This is a genomic window from Bacillus amyloliquefaciens DSM 7 = ATCC 23350 (assembly GCF_000196735.1).
GTDB lineage: Bacteria > Bacillota > Bacilli > Bacillales > Bacillaceae > Bacillus > Bacillus amyloliquefaciens.
In genome coordinates this window covers 1,473,171-1,493,821 of sequence record NC_014551.1, presented here as the reverse complement: position 1 = coordinate 1,493,821, position 20,651 = coordinate 1,473,171, and the positions used below count along the sequence as shown (strand labels likewise).

Sequence of the window (20,651 nt, the reverse complement as noted above, 5' to 3'; positions counted from 1 at the left end):
GATTTAATAAAGCTCCGCTTGCGGAAGACGGGAAGCTTGGTCAGCCTGAAAAATTAAATCCAATTACTGAAGGAGCTCAAAAATTTCAATAGAAATCATGTCAATGTTATCAAACGGATATGTGTTAGGTTTTTCACCTTTTTGGAAAACCGTCAGTTCAAACGTTTGATTTTTTTCGAAATATTTAACACTGCAAATTTTTTCGCCGTTAACTTCAAAATAACGCTGCATCGGCTCGCTTGCCGCTTCCGCCGTTTCTTGCAGGCTTTGCAGCCTTGTGATGATACCCATTAATTGTGACATTCTAAAAAAAGACTCCTTTCAAAAAACAACTTCAAATCAACAAGTATTTATTATAATACAAGTTCTACAGAGCATCATACCATAAAGTAGACCGGGATGGCATTTTCCCGCTGGATTTTCAAAAAGAAATAAACGGGAAAACCGTGTTTTCGAATAGTTTGAAGCTTTTTTCAGAATGTCATACACCTTTTATAAATGATTTTTCGCTTTTTGAGCCGCCATTGTCAGATATATGTGAGAAGAGGCCTTTTTATGCGCAGACGACATAAAAAAACTTGGCGGGGGTAGCGCCAAGTTTTTTCGGATCTTGATCTGATAGAGGGGTTGGGGAACAGAGAGTAACTTCTCTCTATAACCAAATGATAATGATTATCAGTATCATTGTCAATCGTTTTTTAAAACTTTTTTCAGATGACAGCAAAAAAAGCGGCATACAGCAGCCGCTTTAAAGTAATCCGTCCTGTTCATATAAATAAGAGTAAGGCAGATCGATAAATAAATACATATTGTCATCCATCGGATATGAAAAGATTCTGATCATCTCTCCCGTTTCAATGTCACTGTACAGGTCACTGAAAAAGCCTTTTCTTGAATTCCGCATCTTCATGATGTTTTCTAAAAAGTACGGGCGCCAGCTCCAGTTTTTCTCCATGTATTCAGGCTGATAAAACCATTCACCGGATTGCTTGAACACATTTCCCGTCAGCTGATAGCCTTCTTCATCACACATATAAATTCTGAAACAGCAGTCCGTCAGATTTTCCGCCAGTTTTTTAATAAACTCATCGTCCGCCTGGTGGGTTTTCTTCAGCTCGGAAACAGCCTGATTGACCCGCTTATAAAAATTCTCAGAGTGTTCATATACCGTTTCCAGCTTCTTCTTCTCTCTCGTGATAAATTGCTGAAACTCCGTTTTCAAGCGTTCTTTTAACAGGCTCCGGTCTATAAAATGACCGCTTGGCGCCTGCAGGTAATAGCCTTGAAAGAATCGGCCTCCGTTTCTCCAGGCGTACTGCAGCTGAAAATCAGCTTCTATATCTTCATACAGCAGCGCGGCCCCGATTTTCCTCGCCAGCAATGAAATGCTGTACAGCACATGCTCATACGATGGTGACGGCTGAGATACTTTCAGCGCCTGCAAATCTATTTTCAGAAGATCCGGTGAAAGGAGCGCGATTCTGTCCAGGTTGCTGCTCTCCTTACCTATATTGTCCACTGCGATTTTAATGCCGTATGTACGATAGTAGGCAAGCATATGGTACAGCTGTTCAATGTCGCCTTCGAAATTGTGCTCGGTGATCTCAAGCACAATACGGTTCAGTTCAATGCCCTGCTCTTCGTATTCTTTCAAAAGCTCAAGAAAGCTTTCGCCATGGTCAAGCATCAATACATTTGCATCCTGGTTGATAAAAATCAACAGGTCACGATCCGCTTCTTTAAACCGCTCCAGCGCCTGCCTGATGACTCTGTCATCGACCTCAAGCTTATATTCTTCCGGAATGCCGGAATCTAAGAAAAACGGCCCGAGGCTCTCAATCTCCGCATCTGCCAAAATACGGCCGAGCACCTCATAGCCCACAACTCTTTGTTCCTCCGCGTTAAAAATCGCTTGGTAATACGGAATGACATCATCAATATTCGTCAGTATATCAAGTGGGTCCAACATGTTATCACCTGCTTCTCTATCTTTGTCTGATTATACACAATTATATCTGCACCACAAAGGTTTAGACATTCATAGGGGAAAAAAGAGGCAGTATGGGAGCAGCTTAAAATAAAAGGGGAAAATTTTTAAAATCACTCTTTAGATAAGGATGTTATTCATTTGTTTCACAATCACAAATACAAGTATAAATATAAGAGCATTATAACCGGCAGCTGTCCAAAAGTAATGACTCCAATCGGTACTGTTAAACACCCAATCATCATCATGTTTCAACTGAAAGAAAGTTCCTTTTTTATCTAACGTGCCAAATGTAAGAGTTGTGAACCCGCCAACACTCTTGGAAACGTCAACTCCATACATTGAACCGGCATTATCAGTATCATTTATTGGCATATACGTATAATCAGATAAAATTGTTTCCGCCAGCTCGGTCGGCAGAGACACATATAATACAGCCGATGTATCGCCTCCGAGCCCACTCAAATACTCCCTGGCTTTAATAAATTTCGTTTCATCAGGAAAATCTATGTGATATAGCTTTTCAAATCTGATTATTTCATCAGATGTAAGATTGGTATTTTGATAATACTCTGGAGTAAAAGCGCAAATAATAAAGTGCCAAATATTAAAGATATTAACTAAACTGCTTAAAAATAGTACAGCGAACCATTTTAATAATTTCTTCAATTAATCGCCCCTTAATCTTTCAAAATTATATCATAATTTTGAATAGAAAATAAAACAAGCGAACGGCCGGCTTTGACGTTCGCTTGTTTTGCAAAATAATCAATATATCAAAATTAAAACGGATAAGGATTCAGCCACTGCCCGCCGTCCATTGTGATACAATCCCCGTTTATGTAGGCCGCTTCATCGGATAGCAAAAACGCTGCCAAAGCGGCGATTTCTTCCGGTGTGCCCAGCCGGCCAAGCGGCACACTGTTCATAGTGCGGGACATCGCTTTTTCCGATTCAAACAGCTTTTCCGCACCGCCTGTTCGTTCAATCGGGCCTGGGGCTATCGCGTTTGTGCGGATGCCATATTTGCTCCCCCATTCAACGGCCAGCGTTCTTGTCAGTGACAATACCCCCGCTTTGGCTGCAGCGGAATGAACGACCCCTGCTCCCGCTCCCCATGCGTATGTGGCGGCCATATTCAATATGACGCCCTTCTGCTCCTTCTCGATCCAATGCCTTGCCGCGGCTTGGCTGCAAAAAAAAGTGCCGTTTAAAACAATCTCAATAACAGCTTTCCATCCGTTGGGCGTCAGCTTTTCTGCCGGGCAAATAAAATTACCGGCCGCATTGTTAATCAGCGCATCAAGCCGGCCAAAGACATTTACTGCTTCTGTAATCATGTCTGAAGCACCGGATTCAGAACGGACATCCATTTGAAAACAGGCGACCTGTCCCTCAAAGGTCTCAATTTCTTTTTTTGTTTCCTCAAGTGCTTCCTGGTTCCTCCCTGTCACCATGACGTGCCATCCCAGTTCAGCCTGTTTTTTCGCCATTGCTTTTCCCATGCCGCTTGATCCGCCTGTAATGATTACTGCTTTCTTATCCATAACAAACCCACCCCTTTTATTGAATGAATAATCATTCATAATTCTACCATAGATGTCCTTCCCCGTCATTACATGCTGAGAAGGGATTTTTCAGCCAAGCTGATGATATAATAGAAAAACTCTGACAAAGGTTGGTTTTACATATGAAGAAAATGACCAGAAGAACATTTTTAAAAAGAGGAATCGGCATTTTGGGTGCGGCTCTCGCGACAGCTTGCGGAGGCTACGGCTATGCCCGGTATATTGAACCGCGTATGATCGAAATCACCCGGCATACCATCACCAGCCGCCTGATTCCCCGCGGCTTTGACAATTTTAAAATTGTTCAATTCAGCGATACGCATCTCAGTGACGTGTTTACAACAGAAGACTTGAATAAAACAGCGGAAAAGATTAATCAGCTGAAACCCGATCTGCTTATCTTTACGGGAGATTTAATTGATAAGCCGCATTTATATAATGATCATCAGCATGCGCTCGCCGTACTGCAAAGACTTGAAGCTCCTTTCGGAAAATTTTGTGTATATGGAAACCATGACCACGGCGGCTATGGCACAAACACGTACAAGGCTCTGATGGAAGCTGCTGATTTTCAAGTAATTCGAAACGGCTATCGTCAGGTGCAGCTGACAGACGGAAGCCGGATTGAACTCGCGTCTTTGGATGATTTAATGCTCGGAAAACCTGATTATGAAGGCACCCTTTCCCGTCTTTCCTCCGATACGTTTTCCATATTACTCGTTCATGAGCCGGATGCCGCTCTTAAGATCGGCCGGTATCCTGTGAACCTCCAACTGTCGGGACATACTCACGGCGGCCAGGTGCAGCTTCCGTTTTTCGGCCCTCTCATTACACCTCCTTACGGAAAAACGTATACCGACGGCATGTATACGCTGCATGACACAGTCGTTTATGTGAATCGCGGGCTTGGTACGACAAGACTGCCGTATCGATTTTTAGCGAGACCGGAAATTACGCTGTTTACTTTGAAAGCCTCACAAAAATAAGACTTTTGTCCCGATGCACAAACACCCCCTCCTTAATATGTATATGGAAAAGAGCAAAAAGGAGGGTGATGAAACTGCTGACCTATCAAGTGAAACAAGGAGAAACCATCTCAAGCATTGCGCAGGACTTCAGAATAAGCACTGCTGCTCTCCTTCAGGCAAATCCCTCAATCCAATCGGTTATTTACGCGGGACAGCATATTATCATACCGAATCTTCCCGACCCATCCACCATTCCCTATTCCATTGTCGTGTATATCGGAGCGAAGAAACTGCAATTATACCGCCTTGGCAGACTCATCCGTACGTATCCGATCGCAGTCGGAAAAATATTGACGACCACACCGACCGGGGAATTTTATATCGTGAATCGCCAGCCTAAGCCCGGCGGCCCGTTCGGCGCTTATTGGCTCAGCCTCTCTAAGCTTCATTACGGCATTCACGGGACAAATGACCCCTCCTCCATCGGCAAAGCGGTATCAAAAGGATGCATCCGGATGCATAATCAGGACGTCACTGAACTTGCCGCTACCGTTCCTAATGGAACAAAGGTGACGATTATAAGATAGAAAGATCTTATTTGTTTATAGAACGGGCTGATGATAATATATTACAGTGGGACCATTAGGGTAAGGAGCGTGTTTATGGATATATTTAAAAATAGAAATTTTGTCCGTTTATTTTTCGCAGCACTCGCTTCTCAAATGGGAACGACTGTAGGTAATATGGCTTTCGCTTTTTACTTGCTGGACCGCTTTGCCAACCAGCCGGCATACACGACTTTGGCTGAGCTGATGTATTCACTGCCGACGGTTTTCGTATTTCTTATTGTCGGTGTCGCAGCTGACCGGCTTGACAGGAAAAAGGTCGCAGAAAATTGTGACTGGATCAGGGCGGGACTGACGGTCGTATTGTTTGCGGCATTATACAGCGGGAATATTCCTTTCGTCTTCTGTATTTTGTTCATCAGAAGCGCCGTGACCAAGTTCTTTTTCCCGGCGGAAGCCAGCCTTGTACAAGCTATTCTGCCTAAGGAGCATTATGCGAAAGCTGCGGGGCTTAACCAGATCCTGTTCAGCATCTTTATGGTATTCGGCGTCGGTATGGGGGCGTTTATGTATAAAACGATCGGTGTTCACGGAGCCATTATCCTTGATTTTGTCAGCTTTATTGTGTCAGGCTTTCTGATCCGCGCCTGCCGCATTCCGAAAGAAGCCCGTCAGCCGAACGGCCCTTTTAAATGGGGGGATTCGTTTCTGAAAGATTCGGCCGCTGATTTTAAAGAAGGGATCGTATATATTGTTAAAAACAAATTGCTTGCTTCCCTTATTTTCGGCTTTTTTATCTTTGGATTTGTCAACGGCGGCTTTGCCGTACTGCCGATGTTTACGATGAAATACGGACTTGCGCCTGATCATTATGAATCACACACTTCAATCTTCACCGTCGCGCTCGGCTTCGGCCTGCTTGCCGGAAGTGTGATCGGAACAATGATCGCCAAAAAAGTCAAACCGCATCATTTGATGTCGATTCCTATTTTGGCAGCCGGGCTGCTCATTTTTGTCCTCGGTTATACGGATAAGCTGTGGATTTATTATACGGCCGCTTTCGTTCTCGGCATGTGCATCGGACCTGTCAATATCGCCATCGGCGGCTGGATGCCGAAAATCGTTCATCCGAAAATAATGGGCCGGGTCAGCGGCTGGCAGGATCCTTTTATGATGTTTGCCCAATCCATTACACTCGGACTGGTCGCCCTGTTATTTCCGAAATTCGTTTCCAATATTGATTACCTTTATTACGGCATGGGAGTCGTGATTTTGGCGGTATTTGTGTTCTATTTTATCGCCCTTCCGAAATACAGCGCCGAGGCAGCAGAAGTCGATGTGCAGCGATCATTAAAAGCTGATTCTGAAAAACACGCGAATCCTGTCTAATAAAGGAAAAAAATGCGCCCTTTTCATCAGAAAAAGGCGTATTTTTATAATCAATATTTGCATTTCAATGCTAAAAAAGTATAATCTATATATGAACTTGATCAATGCAAAGGAGAGAAATAATGGACGACCACGCTTATTCGAAAGAGCTGCAGCCAACCATCGAGAATCTTTCAAAAGCTGTTTATACTGTGAACCGCCATGCAAAAACCGCCCCCAACCCTAAATACCTTTATCTGCTGAAAAAACGGGCATTACAAAAGCTTGTGAAAGAAGGCAAAGGGAAAAAAATAGGGCTTCACTTTTCAAATAATCCCAGGTTTAGCCAACAGCAGTCAGACGTACTTATCTCTATCGGAGACTACTATTTTCACATGCCTCCAACAAAAGAAGACTTCCAGCATCTTCCGCATTTAGGTACGTTAAATCAATCGTACCGCAATCCTAAAGCACAAATGTCTTTGACAAAAGCGAAAAACTTATTGCAAAAATATGTGGGCTTAAAGGAAAAACCCCTTGCCGCCAACAGACAGCAGCCCGCTTATCATAAACCCGTGTTTAAAAAACTTGGTGAGAGTTATTTTTAATTCAAAAAAGCCGATGCATGACGCACCGGCTTTTTTCTATTCAATAACGTACGTATCCACTTTTTTAATTAACTCGCTGATTTCAGGCTTGCTGATCTGTTCATCTGCTCCGACGACTTCGCCCCGGTGGCGCAGGTCGTCCGTAATCAGAGACGAGAAGATCATAATCGGCACGTCAGAGCTTTGCGGGTTATCCTTAAGCAGCTTCGTCAAACGATGCCCGTCCATTTTCGGCATCTCAATGTCACTGATGATCATGTCGATATGGTCAGACAGGTTTTCTCCGTTATCCGTCAGTTTTATGATGTAATCATACGCTTCTTTACCATTTTCAAACGTAACGATTTCACTGTACCCCGCTTCAGTCAGCTCATCAGTCAAGAGGCGCATCAGAAGCGGCGAATCTTCAACGATGATCAGTTTTTTGCCCGACCGTCTTTCATCAAACCCTTCCTGATGGACATGATAAGTCTCAACTCCGGATGCCGATTCAATATCGTAAATGATCTTTTCGTAATCAGGTAAAAAGATCATCGTGTCTTCCAGTTTAATGATACCCGTTAAGTGCCGCTCCATGCCCTGATTCAGCGAAGTCGGCTTCTCAATCGCTTCCCAGGACACCCTGTGGATTTGTGAAACGGAACCGACATGAAAGACGATTTTCCGTTTGTTGAATTCCGTCACGATATATTTATCGTCTTTTGCTCCTTCGGCTTCAACGCCGAAAAAGGTATACAGGCTGATGACGGGAAGAATTTCGCCTCTCAGCTTAATCATCCCTTCTACGTCTTTGTGAGACTGAGGCACAGATGTGACATCTACCGGCTGAATAATTTCCCGGACTTTCATCACGTTTATGCCAAATGTATTGACACCTACTTCAAATTTGACGATTTCTAATTCATTTGTGCCTGAATCCAATAAAATATCGTATTGTTGTAAAGACAATTCAATCCCTCGCTATCCGCATTCAGTATTGTATTGTATATATCGGCTGTAAACGGAAAAAGTGAATGTATTCCGGACAACTGAACATTAACTCTTTATAAAAAGATTCTTTTTTCTGATAGCCCATTGACTTTTTGACATCGAGTGGTAAAATAGTCAAGGATTTTTCAGGAAGAAGGGTGTAATAAATGGGTACAGTAGTCATATTCGACCAAGATCAAATGACGGTGTTAGAAGATATCAGCAAAACGGCTTACCTGCAAATGAAAAAAGAGGCGAAAGAGCGTCCCGATAAGCCGGCTCCATACATCGTATGGCGGGAAGACATCAGCTTTGAATACGGGTATTAATGACCTTCGCCACATATCACAATAGATAGATCATGATACAATGAAGACAATCATTTCAGCTGGTTGTCTTATTTTTTTCTGAAAGAAGGTATGTTTTCACATATCGGACATATACTCGGGATAGTTCAATTAAATAGATGACAAATGCTCAGCTAGTGGTAAAATAGGATAAACTCAATATATAGTATAAGGTGATGAATTATGGAACATTTGCTTAATCCGAATGTAAAAGAAATTGAAATTTCAGGAATTCGCAAATTCTCAAATCTTGTAGCCCAGCACGACAATGTCATTTCGCTTACGATCGGTCAGCCGGACTTTTTCACGCCGCACCATGTCAAAGCGGCCGCAAAAAAAGCAATCGACGAGAACGCAACGGCATATACTCCGAATGCGGGCGGCCTTGAGCTGAGACAGGCCGTACAGCTTTATATGAAGAAAAAAGCTGATTTAAATTATGAAGCCGAAACTGAAATCATCGTTACGACCGGAGCAAGCCAGGCGATTGACGCGTCTTTGCGGACGATTTTATCTCCAGGCGATGAAGTCATTCTCCCCGGACCGATTTATCCCGGCTATGAACCGATCATCCGCATGTCGGGCGCCGTTCCCGTCCATGTTGATACGACGACACACGGATTTAAGCTGACGGCGCGGCTCATAGAAGAAGCACTGACGCCGAAAACAAAATGCGTCATTCTTCCTTATCCGTCAAATCCGACCGGAGTGACCTTGTCAGAGGAAGAGCTGAAAAACATTGCAGCCGTACTGAAGGGCAGAAATGTTTTTGTGCTGTCTGATGAGATTTACAGCGAATTAACCTATGACAGACCGCATTATTCGATCGCGTCTTTTTTGAGGGACCAGACAATCGTAATCAACGGCCTGTCAAAATCACACAGCATGACGGGCTGGAGAATCGGTTTCATTTTCGCACCGAAAGAAATTGCCAAGCACATCTTAAAAGTTCACCAATACAGTGTGACATGCGCGTCCTCTATCTCCCAGAAAGCGGCGCTTGAAGCTGTGACAAACGGCGTTGATGATGCGCTTATTATGAGAGAACAGTATAAAAAGCGGCTTGACTATGTATATGACCGTCTTGTTTCAATGGGGCTTGACGTTGTAAAGCCGTCAGGCGCATTTTATATCTTCCCTTCCATTAAGTCATTCGGAATGTCATCGTTTGATTTTAGTATGGCTCTTTTAGAGGATGCAGGTGTGGCTCTTGTGCCCGGCAGCTCGTTTTCAAAATTGGGTGAAGGGTATGTGAGGCTGTCATTCGCATATTCACTGGATACATTGAGAGAAGGCTTGGACCGGCTGGAAGCATTTATTTTAAAAACGAGAGAATCCATGCAGACTATTTAAACAACGGCATAACGCCGTTGTTTTTTATTGTTTCGGGAATGTAATGTGAAAAGCCGTGCCTTTATCCGGTTTGCTGTCTACTTGAATGGCTCCCTGATGGTTTTTAATGAGATTGAATGTGACCATCAGCCCCAGGCCGGTTCCTTTTTCTTTCGTTGTCAGAAACGGTTCGCCTATCCGTTTCAGCACGTTTTCCGGTATCCCGTCCCCCTCGTCTTTCACCGTCACATTAACGGAATACTCATCTTCTGTCATGAGAATATGGACTGTTCCCCCATCCGGCATCGACTCAACGGCATTTTTAATCAGATTGATAAACACCTGCTTCAGCTGATTTTGATCACCGTTAATAAACATGCTGTCCCGTTCGTAATCTGTTTTGATAAATATTCCTTTAAGATTTGCCTGCGTCTCTAACAGAGCGGTTACTTCACTTATAATTTTCTTTAAGTTGACACGCTCTTTCACGGCATTGTGCTGAGGTTTGGCAAACATTAAAAGCTCACTTAAAATTAATTCGATTCTGCTCAGTTCAGAAAACACAATTTCAAAATAATGTTCGTTTTCCTCCATCGTCGGCTTCATGAGCTGTAAAAATCCTTTGATCGCCGTCAGCGGATTACGGATTTCGTGAGCGATTCCCGCCGCCAGCTGACCTGCGATAGACAGCTTTTCCGACTTCAGCATTAATTCCTCCGTCTGCTTCCGCTCAGAAATGTCACGCAGAATGACCTGCACGGCCATTTCTCCGAAAAACGTCGTCGGAATGCAGACCATTTCCGTGTAGATCAGCCGGTTTTTAAAGGTAAACCATGATTGCTTAATGATTTCTGACTCGGTCTTTCGGTCGATAATATTTCGGATCCGCTGTTTCACGCCATCATGATCGCAGGGATGAAGCTGATCATAGACGTTTTTCCCGATTAAATCTTCATAGGTTTCGGCCTCAAACAGAGAAATACCCGACTCATTCATGAATACCCATTTGTCATTGTGAATCACGGCGATCGTATCAATTGAGTTCTGAATGAGGAGCTGATACCGCTCTCTGCTTTTTTGCAAAATCGTTTGGAATTTTTTCCGTGAAGAAATATCAATCAGCAGCAGCAATTCCGCCCGCTGGTTTTTATATGTCGTCGGTGCCGCCTTCACTTCTAAATGAACGGGCGTGCCGTCAAGCCTTCTCCACGTCTGTTCAATCATTCCGACTTCCATCCCTTTTTGCATCCGCACAATTCGGTTTTTCACAATGTCGTGATACTCTTCTTCGATAAACTCATAAGATTGCCTGCCGATTACCGCGTCTTTGCTATCGGCTCCCAGCATGGCAAGCATCGCGTTATTGGCGTACGCGATTGTACCGTTGATGCTGACATATAAAGGATTCGGCAGCATTTCGACAAGACGCTCAAATTCGCCGTTTCCAGCCGCCTCTGCGGACTGTTGTTCTGCCTTTCGCTTCTTTTCTTCATGCATATAAGGCCTCGGGGGTGTCTTCTCCTTAAGCACCTTGATTTTAAGGATGATTTCCCGATCTGTCCCCTCCATTTGCGGTGTGACAATTTCCACACCCGCTTCAAGCCATACGATGGTATGATCTTTTTTAATAAGACGAAAGGTGCAAGGCATTAAATGATGCTCATTGTAGAAGTAACTTTCAACCAAAAATTGATCTTCTTCATGCAGGAACGTTTTGAGAAACGATCCGATCATCTCTTCCTGGGAATAGCTGAAATATGATTTGCAGTTTGCAGAAATATACATAATACGCCCGTTAGACGTCAATACGGCATGAAGATCGTTTTTCGATTGAAGCTGTTTTACATGCTGAGTATCCTGTTCCACAGAATCCCTCCTTTGCAATATACTCGCACTGCAGGCTGGTCACGGACTGATATAAAAAGAATTTCCACTAGATTGATTCGCTAAAAAATGAGCATTCTCCTTCTATTCTTATTGTGAACGTCAATTTTCCTGAATGAAAGAAAGGGCGCACGATATATTCGGCGGCCCTTTCATTTGTTATTTTTTATTGTATTTCTTTTCAAGTTCTTTGTAAGCGTCAATTGCTCCCTTGGCAATGTTCTTGCTGACATGGTCTTTATCATCTCGAACAGACGGAACGACGACGCTGAATGCCACTCTTGGATGTTCTGACGGATAATAGCCGACAAAGGTCAGGTTATACGTATCTTTTCCCCACCAGTTTCTGTTCGTTCCGTAATAGAACGTCTGTGCCGTTCCCGTTTTACCGGAAACATCAGCGCCGGAACCTTGGAACGTTGAATAAGCCGTTCCTTGAGGTGAGCTTGTAACCAATTTCATCCCTTTATGAACTTGGTCAAAATCGCTCGGGCTGTTATTTACTTTGTTCAAAACTTTAATATCGCGCTGTTCAATCGCTTTTCCGATCTTATTTTTGCTGTCCGGTTCATGAATGCTTGTGACAATTCGCGGCTGGACGCGATACCCGCCATTTGCGATGGCTGAAATATATTGGGCCATTTGAAGCGGCGTATATGTATCAAATTGTCCGATCGCAAAATCCAGCAGCAATCCCCCGACCAATTGCGGATTTGACTGCATTCCCGCTGATTCCTGAGGAAGGTCAATCCCGGTTTTCACACCCAAGCCGAATTGGGCGTAGTAGTTGCGCATTTTTTTAATATCGTCTAATCCGGCCGGCAGCGTGCCGCCCGGGGTGTAGGTAATACCCGCGATATGCATGGCTACATGAAACATATATACGTTTGAACTTCTTTGCAGCGCGGTCAGCTCAGTAATGGGTCCCATTTGTGTCCACGATTGTTTTGTCGTTTTGTCTTTAAAACTAAGCGGTGCATCGACAAACGTTTTATAATGCGGGAGGCCGCTTTGGTAACCCGCGAGAACAGTCGCTCCTTTAACAGAAGAGCCCATCTCATATTGGGTCGTAAATGCTCCGATCGCAAAATCCTGAATTTTATTTGTTTCGAGATCGATGCGTTTCCCCGCCATTGAGAGAATATCCCCATTGTTCGGGTCCATCATGACGGCAAATCCTCTGTCAACCATATAGTTGCCTGCGGCGCGGCTTCTTCTCAGCTCTTTTTCAATGACCTTTTCGACTTTCGACTGCAGTTCCATATCGAGCGAGAGCTGCAGGTCGTAGCCTCTGCTGCCTTCATCGACGGGCTTTTGGCTGACAACTTCACCTTTGCTGTTTTCCACATACTCTACTTTTTCTTTATGTGCGTTTAAATAGTCTTCATATTGATATTCAATGTAGCTTTTACCCACTCGGTCATTCAGTGAGTAGCCTCTTGTGACATAGTAATCTTTCCGTTCGCCCAACAATCCCTGTTCCGGTGTCGTCACGCCGCCGAACAGAGAGTACAGCGTTTTGTCGTACGGATATTTCCGCGTCCAGTCATTGATTACGTCAATGCCGGGGAGCTCTTTCAGGTGCTCGGATACGACGGAAACTTCTTCATATGTCAGGTCGCTTTTCGGTTTTTGCTTATTATTTTCATGCTCGTCAAGCAGTGAACCGCTGTTTCCGTTGCCGTTCAGCTTATTCGGGTTCATTGATTTAACGACTTGCGGCTGATAGGCGTTGCCGCTTGAAAAACGCGTATAAATCGCCGCGATTTGCAGCTCTTTTTTATCTTTTTTGATCGCATCAATCTCCTGCTTAGGGACTCGTTCAATCTGGCGTTTGTATACTTCTTGCGATTTCAGGCTGTTTTCTGAATCCTTCATAAGCTTTTCTGCCTTCTTCGGATGTGCCGCAAGCCAGTAATCAATGATATTTCGATCCTTCATAAATTCAGTATCAATATGGATCAGTGCGGCGAGATTTTTTGCCGTTTTCAATTTGTCCTTTGCCGAGGTTTTTGAGGTGGATACGTATACAATTTCAGGCACGGCCTGGTTATCTACCGCCACCCTGTTCTGCCTGTCATACATCTTTCCCCTCGGTGTCGGATAATAGGCGGTTTTTGCGTTTGCCTTCTCCGCATCCTGACGGTGTTTATCACCTTCGACAATCTGGACGACGCCGAGTTTAAAAATCAGTGCCGTAAAGAGAAGGAAAACAATCAAAAAATAGAGATTCATTCTCAGCGCTCTGTAACGTTTCGTTTTTTTCTTTGGGTCGCGCGCGACTTCAGCCACTTTCTATTACACCTCTCACATCATACAATATATTTACATAAACAGATTTTAATTGTAACATTTTTGTAAAAGTTGTTACAGCGAAAACGGGTAAAAAAAACTGTCAAGATCAAATTATCTTAAAATATATCTAACACTTCAAATAACTTGAAGTGATGTAACGGATTTTAAAAAATAAATACAGATCGTTTATCCTGATATAAAGCCATTTTTCTGTGCTCAATTACAATTATGACAAAAGTTTGTTGTCAAAGGAAATGGCTGGCTGCATTATGACAAAAAAGCTGTGATAAGATTTTTCATGTAGAAAAAAACTTCTCTGGGAGGCTATGAACTTATGAAGAAAGCATTTATCTTATCTGCCGCAGCGGCAGTCAGTTTGATTACATTCGGAGGCATCCAGCAGGCATCTGCCAAAGAGCTGTCATGCCAGCACGTCGTTACTGTGAAAAAAGGAAACACGGTACAGCATCTGACTCTTCAAGAGGCTGTTGAAAAACTACATATGAAAACAAGCGTAAAAAAGCTGAACGTTAAAAATGAGAAAGAACTGACACAGCTTCTGCAAAAACACGCAAAGCATTCTGATATGACAGTTAAAGACGTTCAAAAAGAAACACCGGTAAAAACGGCTCCGGCAGCTGCTGAAAAACCGAAAGCCGGTCAAAACCAGACTGCTGACAATGCAAAGCAGACAGATAACACAAACAACAGCAGCGAGAAAACTCCTTCATCTGTCAGTGCGTACGAAAAGAAAGTCGTTGAATTGACAAATGCAGAGAGACAAAAGCAAGGCTTAAAACCTTTACAGATTGATGAAAAACTAAGCAAATCAGCTCACGCAAAATCACAGGATATGAAAGACAAAAACTATTTCGATCACCAAAGCCCTACTTACGGCTCACCTTTTGATATGATGAAATCTTTCGGCATCACTTATAAAACTGCCGGTGAAAATATCGCCAAAGGGCAGCCGACTCCGGAAGCCGTCGTCAAAGCTTGGATGAACAGTGAAGGCCACAGAAAGAACATCCTGAACCCCGAGTTCACTCAAATCGGTGTCGGTTATGTAGAATCAGGTAACATCTGGACACAGCAATTCATCGGAAAATAAATAAAAAAAGATTGCCCCGACGGGCAATCTTTTTCCTGCACTTTATAAATTTATAAACTTTTGAAGCTCCCGGCAGAGAGGTGTCGGGAGCTTTTTTGTAAAATCTCAAACGTGATGATTATATTGATTTTGCTCAGCCTTTCACTTCTTTAGTAATACTTTTTTATAATAAAAAGTAGAATTTACCTATTTTTCCGTTGAATACTTTTCCAAAATTTATTAGTATAGGTAAATGGGTTTCTAAATAAATGGAGAAAGGAAGTTTCAATTGAAAAAAATTGTAATGACACTATTCGCAGCTGCTCTTTTGACATTCGGGATTTTCTCAAACAGTTCAGAAGCGTTTGCCATGACTTCAAAAGGAGCAATTAAATTCCAAACAGATGCTAATACTTACTCAAAACACGCTACTTCTATTGTCGTAACAGGTACTATGTCTAATCATGAGCTAAACGAGGGTGTTGTAGTTGATCTTTTAAATAAAAAAGGAGATTCAGTCAAATATACAATTGTTAATGGCCGTAATATTCGCAGTTTTAAAGTAAGCTTTTCAACAAAAAATATTCCAGCAGGCAAGTATGATGTAATGGTGGCAACGACTTGGGGAAATCAAACCCATAGAGGAGTACTGAAACACTATATTACTGTACAACATTAAAATTCATATTATTAACAAATGGGTTTAACGTTGATTTCATCTGGAATTCTCAAAAAACAGTGTAATGATGAAATCTCTGAATCGAGGATGTTTTCGTAAATCTCTTGGATTTATCTCTTGGATTTATTACGATACATCCTTTTTTATTTTTCAGTTTTGCTAGAAGGCTAATCTGTAGAGTTTCAATTTCGGATGCAAATTATTAGGTTTTAATTGTGGGAACACAAACTCGATTTATCGCTATGTACATTTGGGTTACTCGAATTCATAGTTTGAATCAAACATGATACATCCTACTGTTGGAAAGTTGTATTAATCCTTATAATTATTCGGAAATCCCCCTTTTGATTTATAATAGACAGTCTGCATCAAACAAACGAGGGGGATTTTCCAAACTATTCACAGTAGAACATTATAAATGGATACACGTTAATACATTCCCCTGCCAAGTTCCTGTCTTCATTAAAGGCTCTAAGAATACAAGGTTTGCAGATCGTTGTTTACAAAACACCATCGTAAGCCTTCGCTTCCTCGGCATCCATAAAATATCGCATTCGGGCAATCTTTTTTTATTTCACCCAAAGCTTATAAATGCTTTGAGTCCCGCTATTTTCTTCACCTTGCGCGGAAAGCTTGTCGTATAATGATTTGGCAAGCGCCAATCCGGGCATCTCTTCTCCCATGAGCTCCGCTTCTTCAAGAGCGATTCCCATGTCTTTTATAAAGTGTTTCACGTAAAATCCGGGTGCAAAATCGCCTTTCAGCATGCGGGGAGCGAGATTGGACAAAGACCAGCTTCCGGCCGCTCCGGTTGTAATGCTTTTCAGCACTTGTTCCGGGTTCAGACCGGATTTTTCAGCGTAAGCCATCGCTTCAGCCACTCCGACCATTCCTGCTGCAATCGCGATCTGATTGCACATTTTCGTATGCTGGCCGCTCCCTGCCGGCCCTTGATACTGAATGTTCTCCCCCATAACGGAGAAAAGCGGCAGACATGCTTCAAATGCTTCTTTTTCTCCGCCGGCCATAATGGCAAGCGTTCCGTTCCGGGCGCCGATGTCACCGCCGGAAACGGGTGCGTCCAAGGCGTGAATTGACTTCTCTTTGGCCTTCTCCGCTATCTTTTTCGCCAAAGACGGTTTTGATGTCGTCATGTCAATGACAAACGCCCCTTCTTTCGCATGCCGGAGAATACCGTTTTCGCCGAGATAGATTTCCTCGACATCGCTCGGATAGCCGACCATAGTAATAATGATGTCTGCTTTCTCTGAAAGGTCTTTGACTGTCTCCTGCCAGACCGCTCCCTTATTCAGGATCTCCTCCGCTTTTTGTTTCGTCCGCGTGTAGACTAAAACAGGATAACCCGCTTCTAAAATGTGCGCTGCCATACTGTTTCCCATGACGCCTAAACCGATAAATCCGACCGTTTTGTTCACTGCGCTTTCCTCCCCTGATGCGATTCATATATCACTCTTTCATGTCTAGATTACCATATTACAGACTAGAGTGAAAAAGAGTCCGCGCTACAAGGTGAATTTAGAAATGGCGCTGATCAGATCTTCACTCGCGCTCTTTAACATGTCAGTTGATTGCTTCACTTTTTCAAGCGTAACGAGCTGTTCATCAGTTGAAGCATTCACTTCTTCCGCCGCTGCCGCAGATTCTTGAGAAATAGCGGAAATGCTTTGAATCGCTTCTTGTATCGCCGCTTGTTCTTCACTCATTTTTTGAATGTCATTGTAAATATGATCTATGCCTTGAACGAGAGACTGCATTTCTGTCGTAATCAGATTGAGCACTTCACCCGTTTCATGAATGGCGCTGTTTTGTTCATCATTCATTCTGCTTGCCTCGATCATTGCGTGTGACGCATCTTTTGTCTCTGATTGAATCAGTCGGACCGTCTCACTGATATGGCCGGAAGAAAGAGCTGATTGTTCAGCAAGCTTGCGGACTTCTTCAGCGACGACGGCAAAGCCCCGGCCGCTTTCTCCCGCTCTTGCGGCCTCAATACTCGCATTCAGCGCCAAGAGATTCGTCTGGTCTGAAATCGCTGATATTGCCGTCACGACTTCTTCTATGTTTTTCGTTTGTTTTTCCAGATCAGTCAGCATTGCCTCTACTTTTTTCGTTTCTGAATTGGCTTCATTTGACTTCATAAGCAGCTGGCCGAGCGCATCCAGTCCTTTGTAGCTGGCATCCTCTGAAGATTTTGAGAGTTGTTTTATGCTGCCCGCGCGATCCGCGATTCCTTTTATTTTAACTGAGAGATTTTCTGATCTTTCATTGATTGTCTCAACCTCTGACGCTTGTTCTGTCGCTCCGGCGGCAACTTCCTCTATCGCTTTTGCGATTTGTCCGCTCGTTTCATTTGTTTCCTGTGAGATGACGGTTAATTGGTCAGACGTGTCGGACACTTTTTCTGAAGAGGTCTTGACCTGTTCGACCATCTCTTTCATATTTTCAACCATTTGGTTAAAGTCTTTTGTTAACACGCCTACTTCATCTTTTGATTTTGTCTGGGCGCGGACGGTTAAATCTCCCGCTGAGACCGAATTTGTTTTGGCGATCAGCTGCTGAATCGGACCGGTTATCGATTTCGCGAGGAAATAGCTGAGTCCGATCGTAATCACAAGGGCGATCAGTGACATGAAAATGCTCACAGTATTCATTTTGTCAGCTACTCCCATCAGCTGATCTTTTTCAAACTGCGTTCCGACTTTCCACCCTGTTTCTTTTATCGTTTGATAGACAACCATGTTGCCCTCGCGCTCTTTGACGCCTTCTTTGTCTGAGCTGATTTCTTTTAACGTTTGATCTTCCGAAATGTTTTTCCCCTGTTTTGACGGATGCGCCAGAAGAGAACCGTTTTCATCCGTTAAAAATGCAAACCCCTTATATGGAACCTTTTGATCATTGACCATGCTCTGAATGGAGGACAGCTTCAGGTCTAAGCTCGCCACTCCGATGACGGTTCCATTGTTTTGTATGGCTTTTGCCGCTGTCACGATCATGTCTCCCGTCACAACATCTTTATAAGGCTCAGTCCAGACCACCTTATCCGGTTTTTCGACCGCCATCTTATACCACGTTCTATTTGTCGGATCGTAGTCTTTGGCAAAATCAGCCTTTGGATATGTAAACATTTGTTTGTTCGCGGTTCCGACGTATGCAAGCGCGACATATTTGTCATTCTGTCCGATCTGCTTTAACTCATCATTAAAGAGCTGTGCGGTTTCTTTCTTCCCATCTGTTAAAAACGTCCGGGACAATTCACCGCCTGCTAATCTCAATAATACAGTCTCATCATTTTTCAGCTGAAGCTCAATGTTCTGACCGAGTGAATTGGTGACATTCTCTGTCGTACGTTTTGCTTCCTCCGTCATCATGGGCTTTAATGTCAAATATGAAGAAACCGTTAAAAAAACAACCGTTACGAAAAGCATTGCTGAGACAAATACAGCAATTTTGATATGCATTTTTTTAAACATAACCATCCCCTCCTGAATGTTATATCGGTCTTTCGGCCAAGAAAATGAATAAACCTTGAAATAAATATCAAAAATTTCCGCCATTTGGCGCAGCAAAAAAAGAGCCGTCATGCCGACAGCTCCGCCTTACGTAAAATATTCGATTTTCGCTTTCGGAAAATAAGTTTCGATATAAGTCTCGAGCGTTTCCCTTAAGGCATGTTCTTCGTCCTTTTGATATATATACTTGCCGATTCCGTAGCGTCCCCATTTGTACCTTCGCTTTTCTTCATCCAGCTCAAGCTTTGTTTTCGGATAGTTCTTCTCGATCACCCGTTTGGCCGGTTTTGTGAATCGGTGCTGAATCAGTTCGAATGTAATGTCATGCCGAACATCTTCAGCAAGTGCCGCGTCAAGCTTCTCAAACAGTTCCTTATAGCCCTCTTCCCAGCCATCATGAATATAAATCGGCGCCACGATGAAACCGAGCGGATAGCCCGCTTTAGCGACTTTGACGGCGGCTTCAATCCGTTTGTCGAGCGGAGATGTTCCCGGTTCAAAATTTTTAATGACATAATCCGCATTGATGCTGAATCTGAACCTTGTCTTTCCGTTATGCTTCGCATCAAGCAAATGATCGACATGGTGAAATTTGGTCACAAATCTAAGCTTTCCCAATTCACTTTGTCCGAAGTGTTCAATGGCCCTTTTTAATGTGTGTGTCAGATGATCGATTCCTACGATGTCAGACGTACAAGAGGCTTCAAATCTTGTAAATTCCGGAGCCCGTTCTTTCATATACTCATCAGCCTGATCCAGAATCTCTTCCACATTGACATACGTACGGATGTAAGGCTTTGATCCCATCGTTGTCTGCAGGTAGCAATAGTGGCAATGCCCCATACAGCCCGTCGCAAATGGAATGGCGTATTCAGCGGACGGCTTTGAAGAATCGAATTTCAATGTTTTCCGGACGCCGATCACCAATGTTGATTTTGCGTTCCGATATTGCTGCAAATGGTTTTTTCCCGGAATATTCCGGACTTGATTATGCGATGTCGTTTCTCTGATTTCAAGTCCCATGTTTTCAAACTTACTTTTCAGCTCTTGCCCTAACGGGTATTCGAGCGCTCGCGGTTCTATATAAACAAGCTGGGGGACAAACGGTTTCAGCATGGACTGACACTCCCTTTACATATTCTCATGTTGTTACTTTCCGTCCAAAAGAGAGTGAATATGCGTTGTAAACATTTCCTTTGATCAGTGATACCGGTCTTCGTCAAAAAGTTCGCTGTAAAGCGCTTCTGCTTCCTCATATGTCGAAAAGACCGCATCATCTTCGGCCAGCGGATGATAGGTTTCGTATAAAAACAGAGACAGTTCTCCCTCATGATACGGATGATGAACGATCTCTGCTTCTTTAATATGGGCAACATTGGCGGCATGCGGATTGCGGTAAATCACATAGACCGTATCCCCCGCCCCAAACGGTTTTGTCATGATAATCCCTCCTGTTGAAA

The 20,651-nt window shown here is 43.3% G+C and carries 18 protein-coding genes and 1 pseudogene; 8 read left to right on the top strand and 11 right to left on the bottom strand.

Annotation, left to right across the window (positions count from 1 at the left end):
* Positions 1-63: 63 nt before the first annotated feature.
* The 4 genes from BAMF_RS28075 to fadH form a co-directional block, all read right to left on the bottom strand.
* Positions 64-303, bottom strand: coding sequence for a YkuJ family protein (locus tag BAMF_RS28075; protein ID WP_013352074.1), 240 nt, complete (start codon positions 301-303; stop codon positions 64-66).
* A 445-nt stretch (positions 304-748) separates the two neighbouring features.
* Positions 749-1,969, bottom strand: coding sequence for an EAL-associated domain-containing protein (locus BAMF_RS28070; RefSeq protein ID WP_013352073.1), 1,221 nt, complete (start codon positions 1,967-1,969; stop codon positions 749-751).
* Positions 1,970-2,107: 138 nt separating this feature from the next.
* On the bottom strand, positions 2,108-2,656 hold the full coding sequence (locus BAMF_RS28065) for a hypothetical protein (protein ID WP_013352072.1): 549 nt from the start codon (positions 2,654-2,656) through the stop codon (positions 2,108-2,110).
* 113 nt (positions 2,657-2,769) lie between these two features.
* Positions 2,770-3,534, bottom strand: a complete 765-nt coding sequence (fadH, locus tag BAMF_RS28060) for a 2,4-dienoyl-CoA reductase (RefSeq protein ID WP_013352071.1) — start codon at positions 3,532-3,534, stop codon at positions 2,770-2,772.
* A gap of 143 nt (positions 3,535-3,677) precedes the next feature.
* Here fadH and BAMF_RS28055 point away from each other — a divergent pair, with 143 nt between their 5' ends.
* The 4 genes from BAMF_RS28055 (at position 3,678) to BAMF_RS28040 (ending at position 7,065) form a co-directional block, all read left to right on the top strand.
* Positions 3,678-4,541: a metallophosphoesterase gene (locus tag BAMF_RS28055; protein WP_013352070.1), complete on the top strand. Its 864-nt coding sequence runs from the start codon at positions 3,678-3,680 to the stop codon at positions 4,539-4,541.
* A gap of 74 nt (positions 4,542-4,615) precedes the next feature.
* On the top strand, positions 4,616-5,110 hold the full coding sequence (locus tag BAMF_RS28050; protein WP_088030678.1) for a L,D-transpeptidase family protein: 495 nt from the start codon (positions 4,616-4,618) through the stop codon (positions 5,108-5,110).
* 75 nt (positions 5,111-5,185) lie between these two features.
* Positions 5,186-6,478: an MFS transporter gene (locus BAMF_RS28045; protein ID WP_013352068.1), complete on the top strand. Its 1,293-nt coding sequence runs from the start codon at positions 5,186-5,188 to the stop codon at positions 6,476-6,478.
* A gap of 122 nt (positions 6,479-6,600) precedes the next feature.
* A complete protein-coding gene (locus tag BAMF_RS28040) occupies positions 6,601-7,065 on the top strand; it encodes a YkyB family protein (RefSeq protein WP_013352067.1) in 465 nt (154 codons plus the stop codon).
* Between the two features lie 36 nt (positions 7,066-7,101).
* On the opposite strand, the gene cheV is transcribed toward BAMF_RS28040, so the two are convergent.
* Complete coding sequence (gene cheV, locus BAMF_RS28035) at positions 7,102-8,013, bottom strand: chemotaxis protein CheV (protein WP_013352066.1); 912 nt, start codon at positions 8,011-8,013, stop codon at positions 7,102-7,104.
* A 188-nt stretch (positions 8,014-8,201) separates the two neighbouring features.
* Between cheV and BAMF_RS41520 the strand changes: the two genes are divergently transcribed.
* A complete protein-coding gene (locus BAMF_RS41520) occupies positions 8,202-8,363 on the top strand; it encodes a hypothetical protein (RefSeq protein WP_013352065.1) in 162 nt (53 codons plus the stop codon).
* Between the two features lie 201 nt (positions 8,364-8,564).
* Positions 8,565-9,778, top strand: a pseudogene (locus tag BAMF_RS28030) (aminotransferase A).
* On the opposite strand, the gene BAMF_RS28025 reads toward BAMF_RS28030, so the two are convergent.
* Positions 9,759-11,579: a PAS domain-containing protein gene (locus BAMF_RS28025; RefSeq protein WP_013352063.1), complete on the bottom strand. Its 1,821-nt coding sequence runs from the start codon at positions 11,577-11,579 to the stop codon at positions 9,759-9,761. The pseudogene BAMF_RS28030 and the gene BAMF_RS28025 sit on opposite strands and share 20 nt — an antisense overlap.
* 177 nt (positions 11,580-11,756) lie before the next feature.
* Positions 11,757-13,889 (bottom strand): peptidoglycan D,D-transpeptidase FtsI family protein, encoded by a 2,133-nt coding sequence (locus tag BAMF_RS28020; RefSeq protein WP_013352062.1) that lies wholly within the window; start codon positions 13,887-13,889, stop codon positions 11,757-11,759.
* 337 nt (positions 13,890-14,226) lie between these two features.
* Here BAMF_RS28020 and BAMF_RS28015 point away from each other — a divergent pair, with 337 nt between their 5' ends.
* Complete coding sequence (locus tag BAMF_RS28015) at positions 14,227-15,003, top strand: CAP domain-containing protein (protein WP_013352061.1); 777 nt, start codon at positions 14,227-14,229, stop codon at positions 15,001-15,003.
* A 268-nt stretch (positions 15,004-15,271) separates the two neighbouring features.
* Positions 15,272-15,661: a hypothetical protein gene (locus BAMF_RS28010; RefSeq protein WP_014470461.1), complete on the top strand. Its 390-nt coding sequence runs from the start codon at positions 15,272-15,274 to the stop codon at positions 15,659-15,661.
* Positions 15,662-16,230: 569 nt separating this feature from the next.
* Here BAMF_RS28010 and BAMF_RS28005 read toward each other — a convergent pair.
* From BAMF_RS28005 to splA, 4 genes are all read right to left on the bottom strand, one after another.
* Positions 16,231-17,097: an NAD(P)-dependent oxidoreductase gene (locus BAMF_RS28005; protein WP_013352060.1), complete on the bottom strand. Its 867-nt coding sequence runs from the start codon at positions 17,095-17,097 to the stop codon at positions 16,231-16,233.
* Positions 17,098-17,184: 87 nt separating this feature from the next.
* Positions 17,185-19,152: a methyl-accepting chemotaxis protein gene (locus BAMF_RS28000; protein WP_014470462.1), complete on the bottom strand. Its 1,968-nt coding sequence runs from the start codon at positions 19,150-19,152 to the stop codon at positions 17,185-17,187.
* Positions 19,153-19,278: 126 nt separating this feature from the next.
* The gene (gene splB / locus BAMF_RS27995; protein WP_013352058.1) at positions 19,279-20,307 is read right to left on the bottom strand and encodes a spore photoproduct lyase; all 1,029 of its coding nucleotides are present in this window, start codon (positions 20,305-20,307) and stop codon (positions 19,279-19,281) included.
* An 84-nt stretch (positions 20,308-20,391) separates the two neighbouring features.
* Positions 20,392-20,631 carry a splAB operon transcriptional regulator SplA gene (splA, locus tag BAMF_RS27990; RefSeq protein WP_013352057.1) on the bottom strand — a complete coding sequence of 80 codons (240 nt, stop codon included), beginning with the start codon at positions 20,629-20,631 and terminating at the stop codon, positions 20,392-20,394.
* Positions 20,632-20,651 lie beyond the last annotated feature (20 nt).

Excerpts from the sequence above, each read along its gene's own strand:
- BAMF_RS41520 (WP_013352065.1), top strand. The coding sequence starts at position 8,202 with ATGGGTACAGTAGTCATATTCGACCAAGATCAAATGACGGTGTTAGAA.
- BAMF_RS28070 (WP_013352073.1), bottom strand. The coding sequence starts at position 1,969 with ATGTTGGACCCACTTGATATACTGACGAATATTGATGATGTCATTCCG.
- BAMF_RS28055 (WP_013352070.1), top strand. The coding sequence starts at position 3,678 with ATGAAGAAAATGACCAGAAGAACATTTTTAAAAAGAGGAATCGGCATT.
- splB (WP_013352058.1), bottom strand. The coding sequence starts at position 20,307 with ATGCTGAAACCGTTTGTCCCCCAGCTTGTTTATATAGAACCGCGAGCG.
- BAMF_RS28045 (WP_013352068.1), top strand. The coding sequence starts at position 5,186 with ATGGATATATTTAAAAATAGAAATTTTGTCCGTTTATTTTTCGCAGCA.
- BAMF_RS28040 (WP_013352067.1), top strand. The coding sequence starts at position 6,601 with ATGGACGACCACGCTTATTCGAAAGAGCTGCAGCCAACCATCGAGAAT.
- splA (WP_013352057.1), bottom strand. The coding sequence starts at position 20,631 with ATGACAAAACCGTTTGGGGCGGGGGATACGGTCTATGTGATTTACCGC.
- fadH (WP_013352071.1), bottom strand. The coding sequence starts at position 3,534 with ATGGATAAGAAAGCAGTAATCATTACAGGCGGATCAAGCGGCATGGGA.
- BAMF_RS28015 (WP_013352061.1), top strand. The coding sequence starts at position 14,227 with ATGAAGAAAGCATTTATCTTATCTGCCGCAGCGGCAGTCAGTTTGATT.
- BAMF_RS28000 (WP_014470462.1), bottom strand. The coding sequence starts at position 19,152 with ATGTTTAAAAAAATGCATATCAAAATTGCTGTATTTGTCTCAGCAATG.
- BAMF_RS28075 (WP_013352074.1), bottom strand. The coding sequence starts at position 303 with ATGTCACAATTAATGGGTATCATCACAAGGCTGCAAAGCCTGCAAGAA.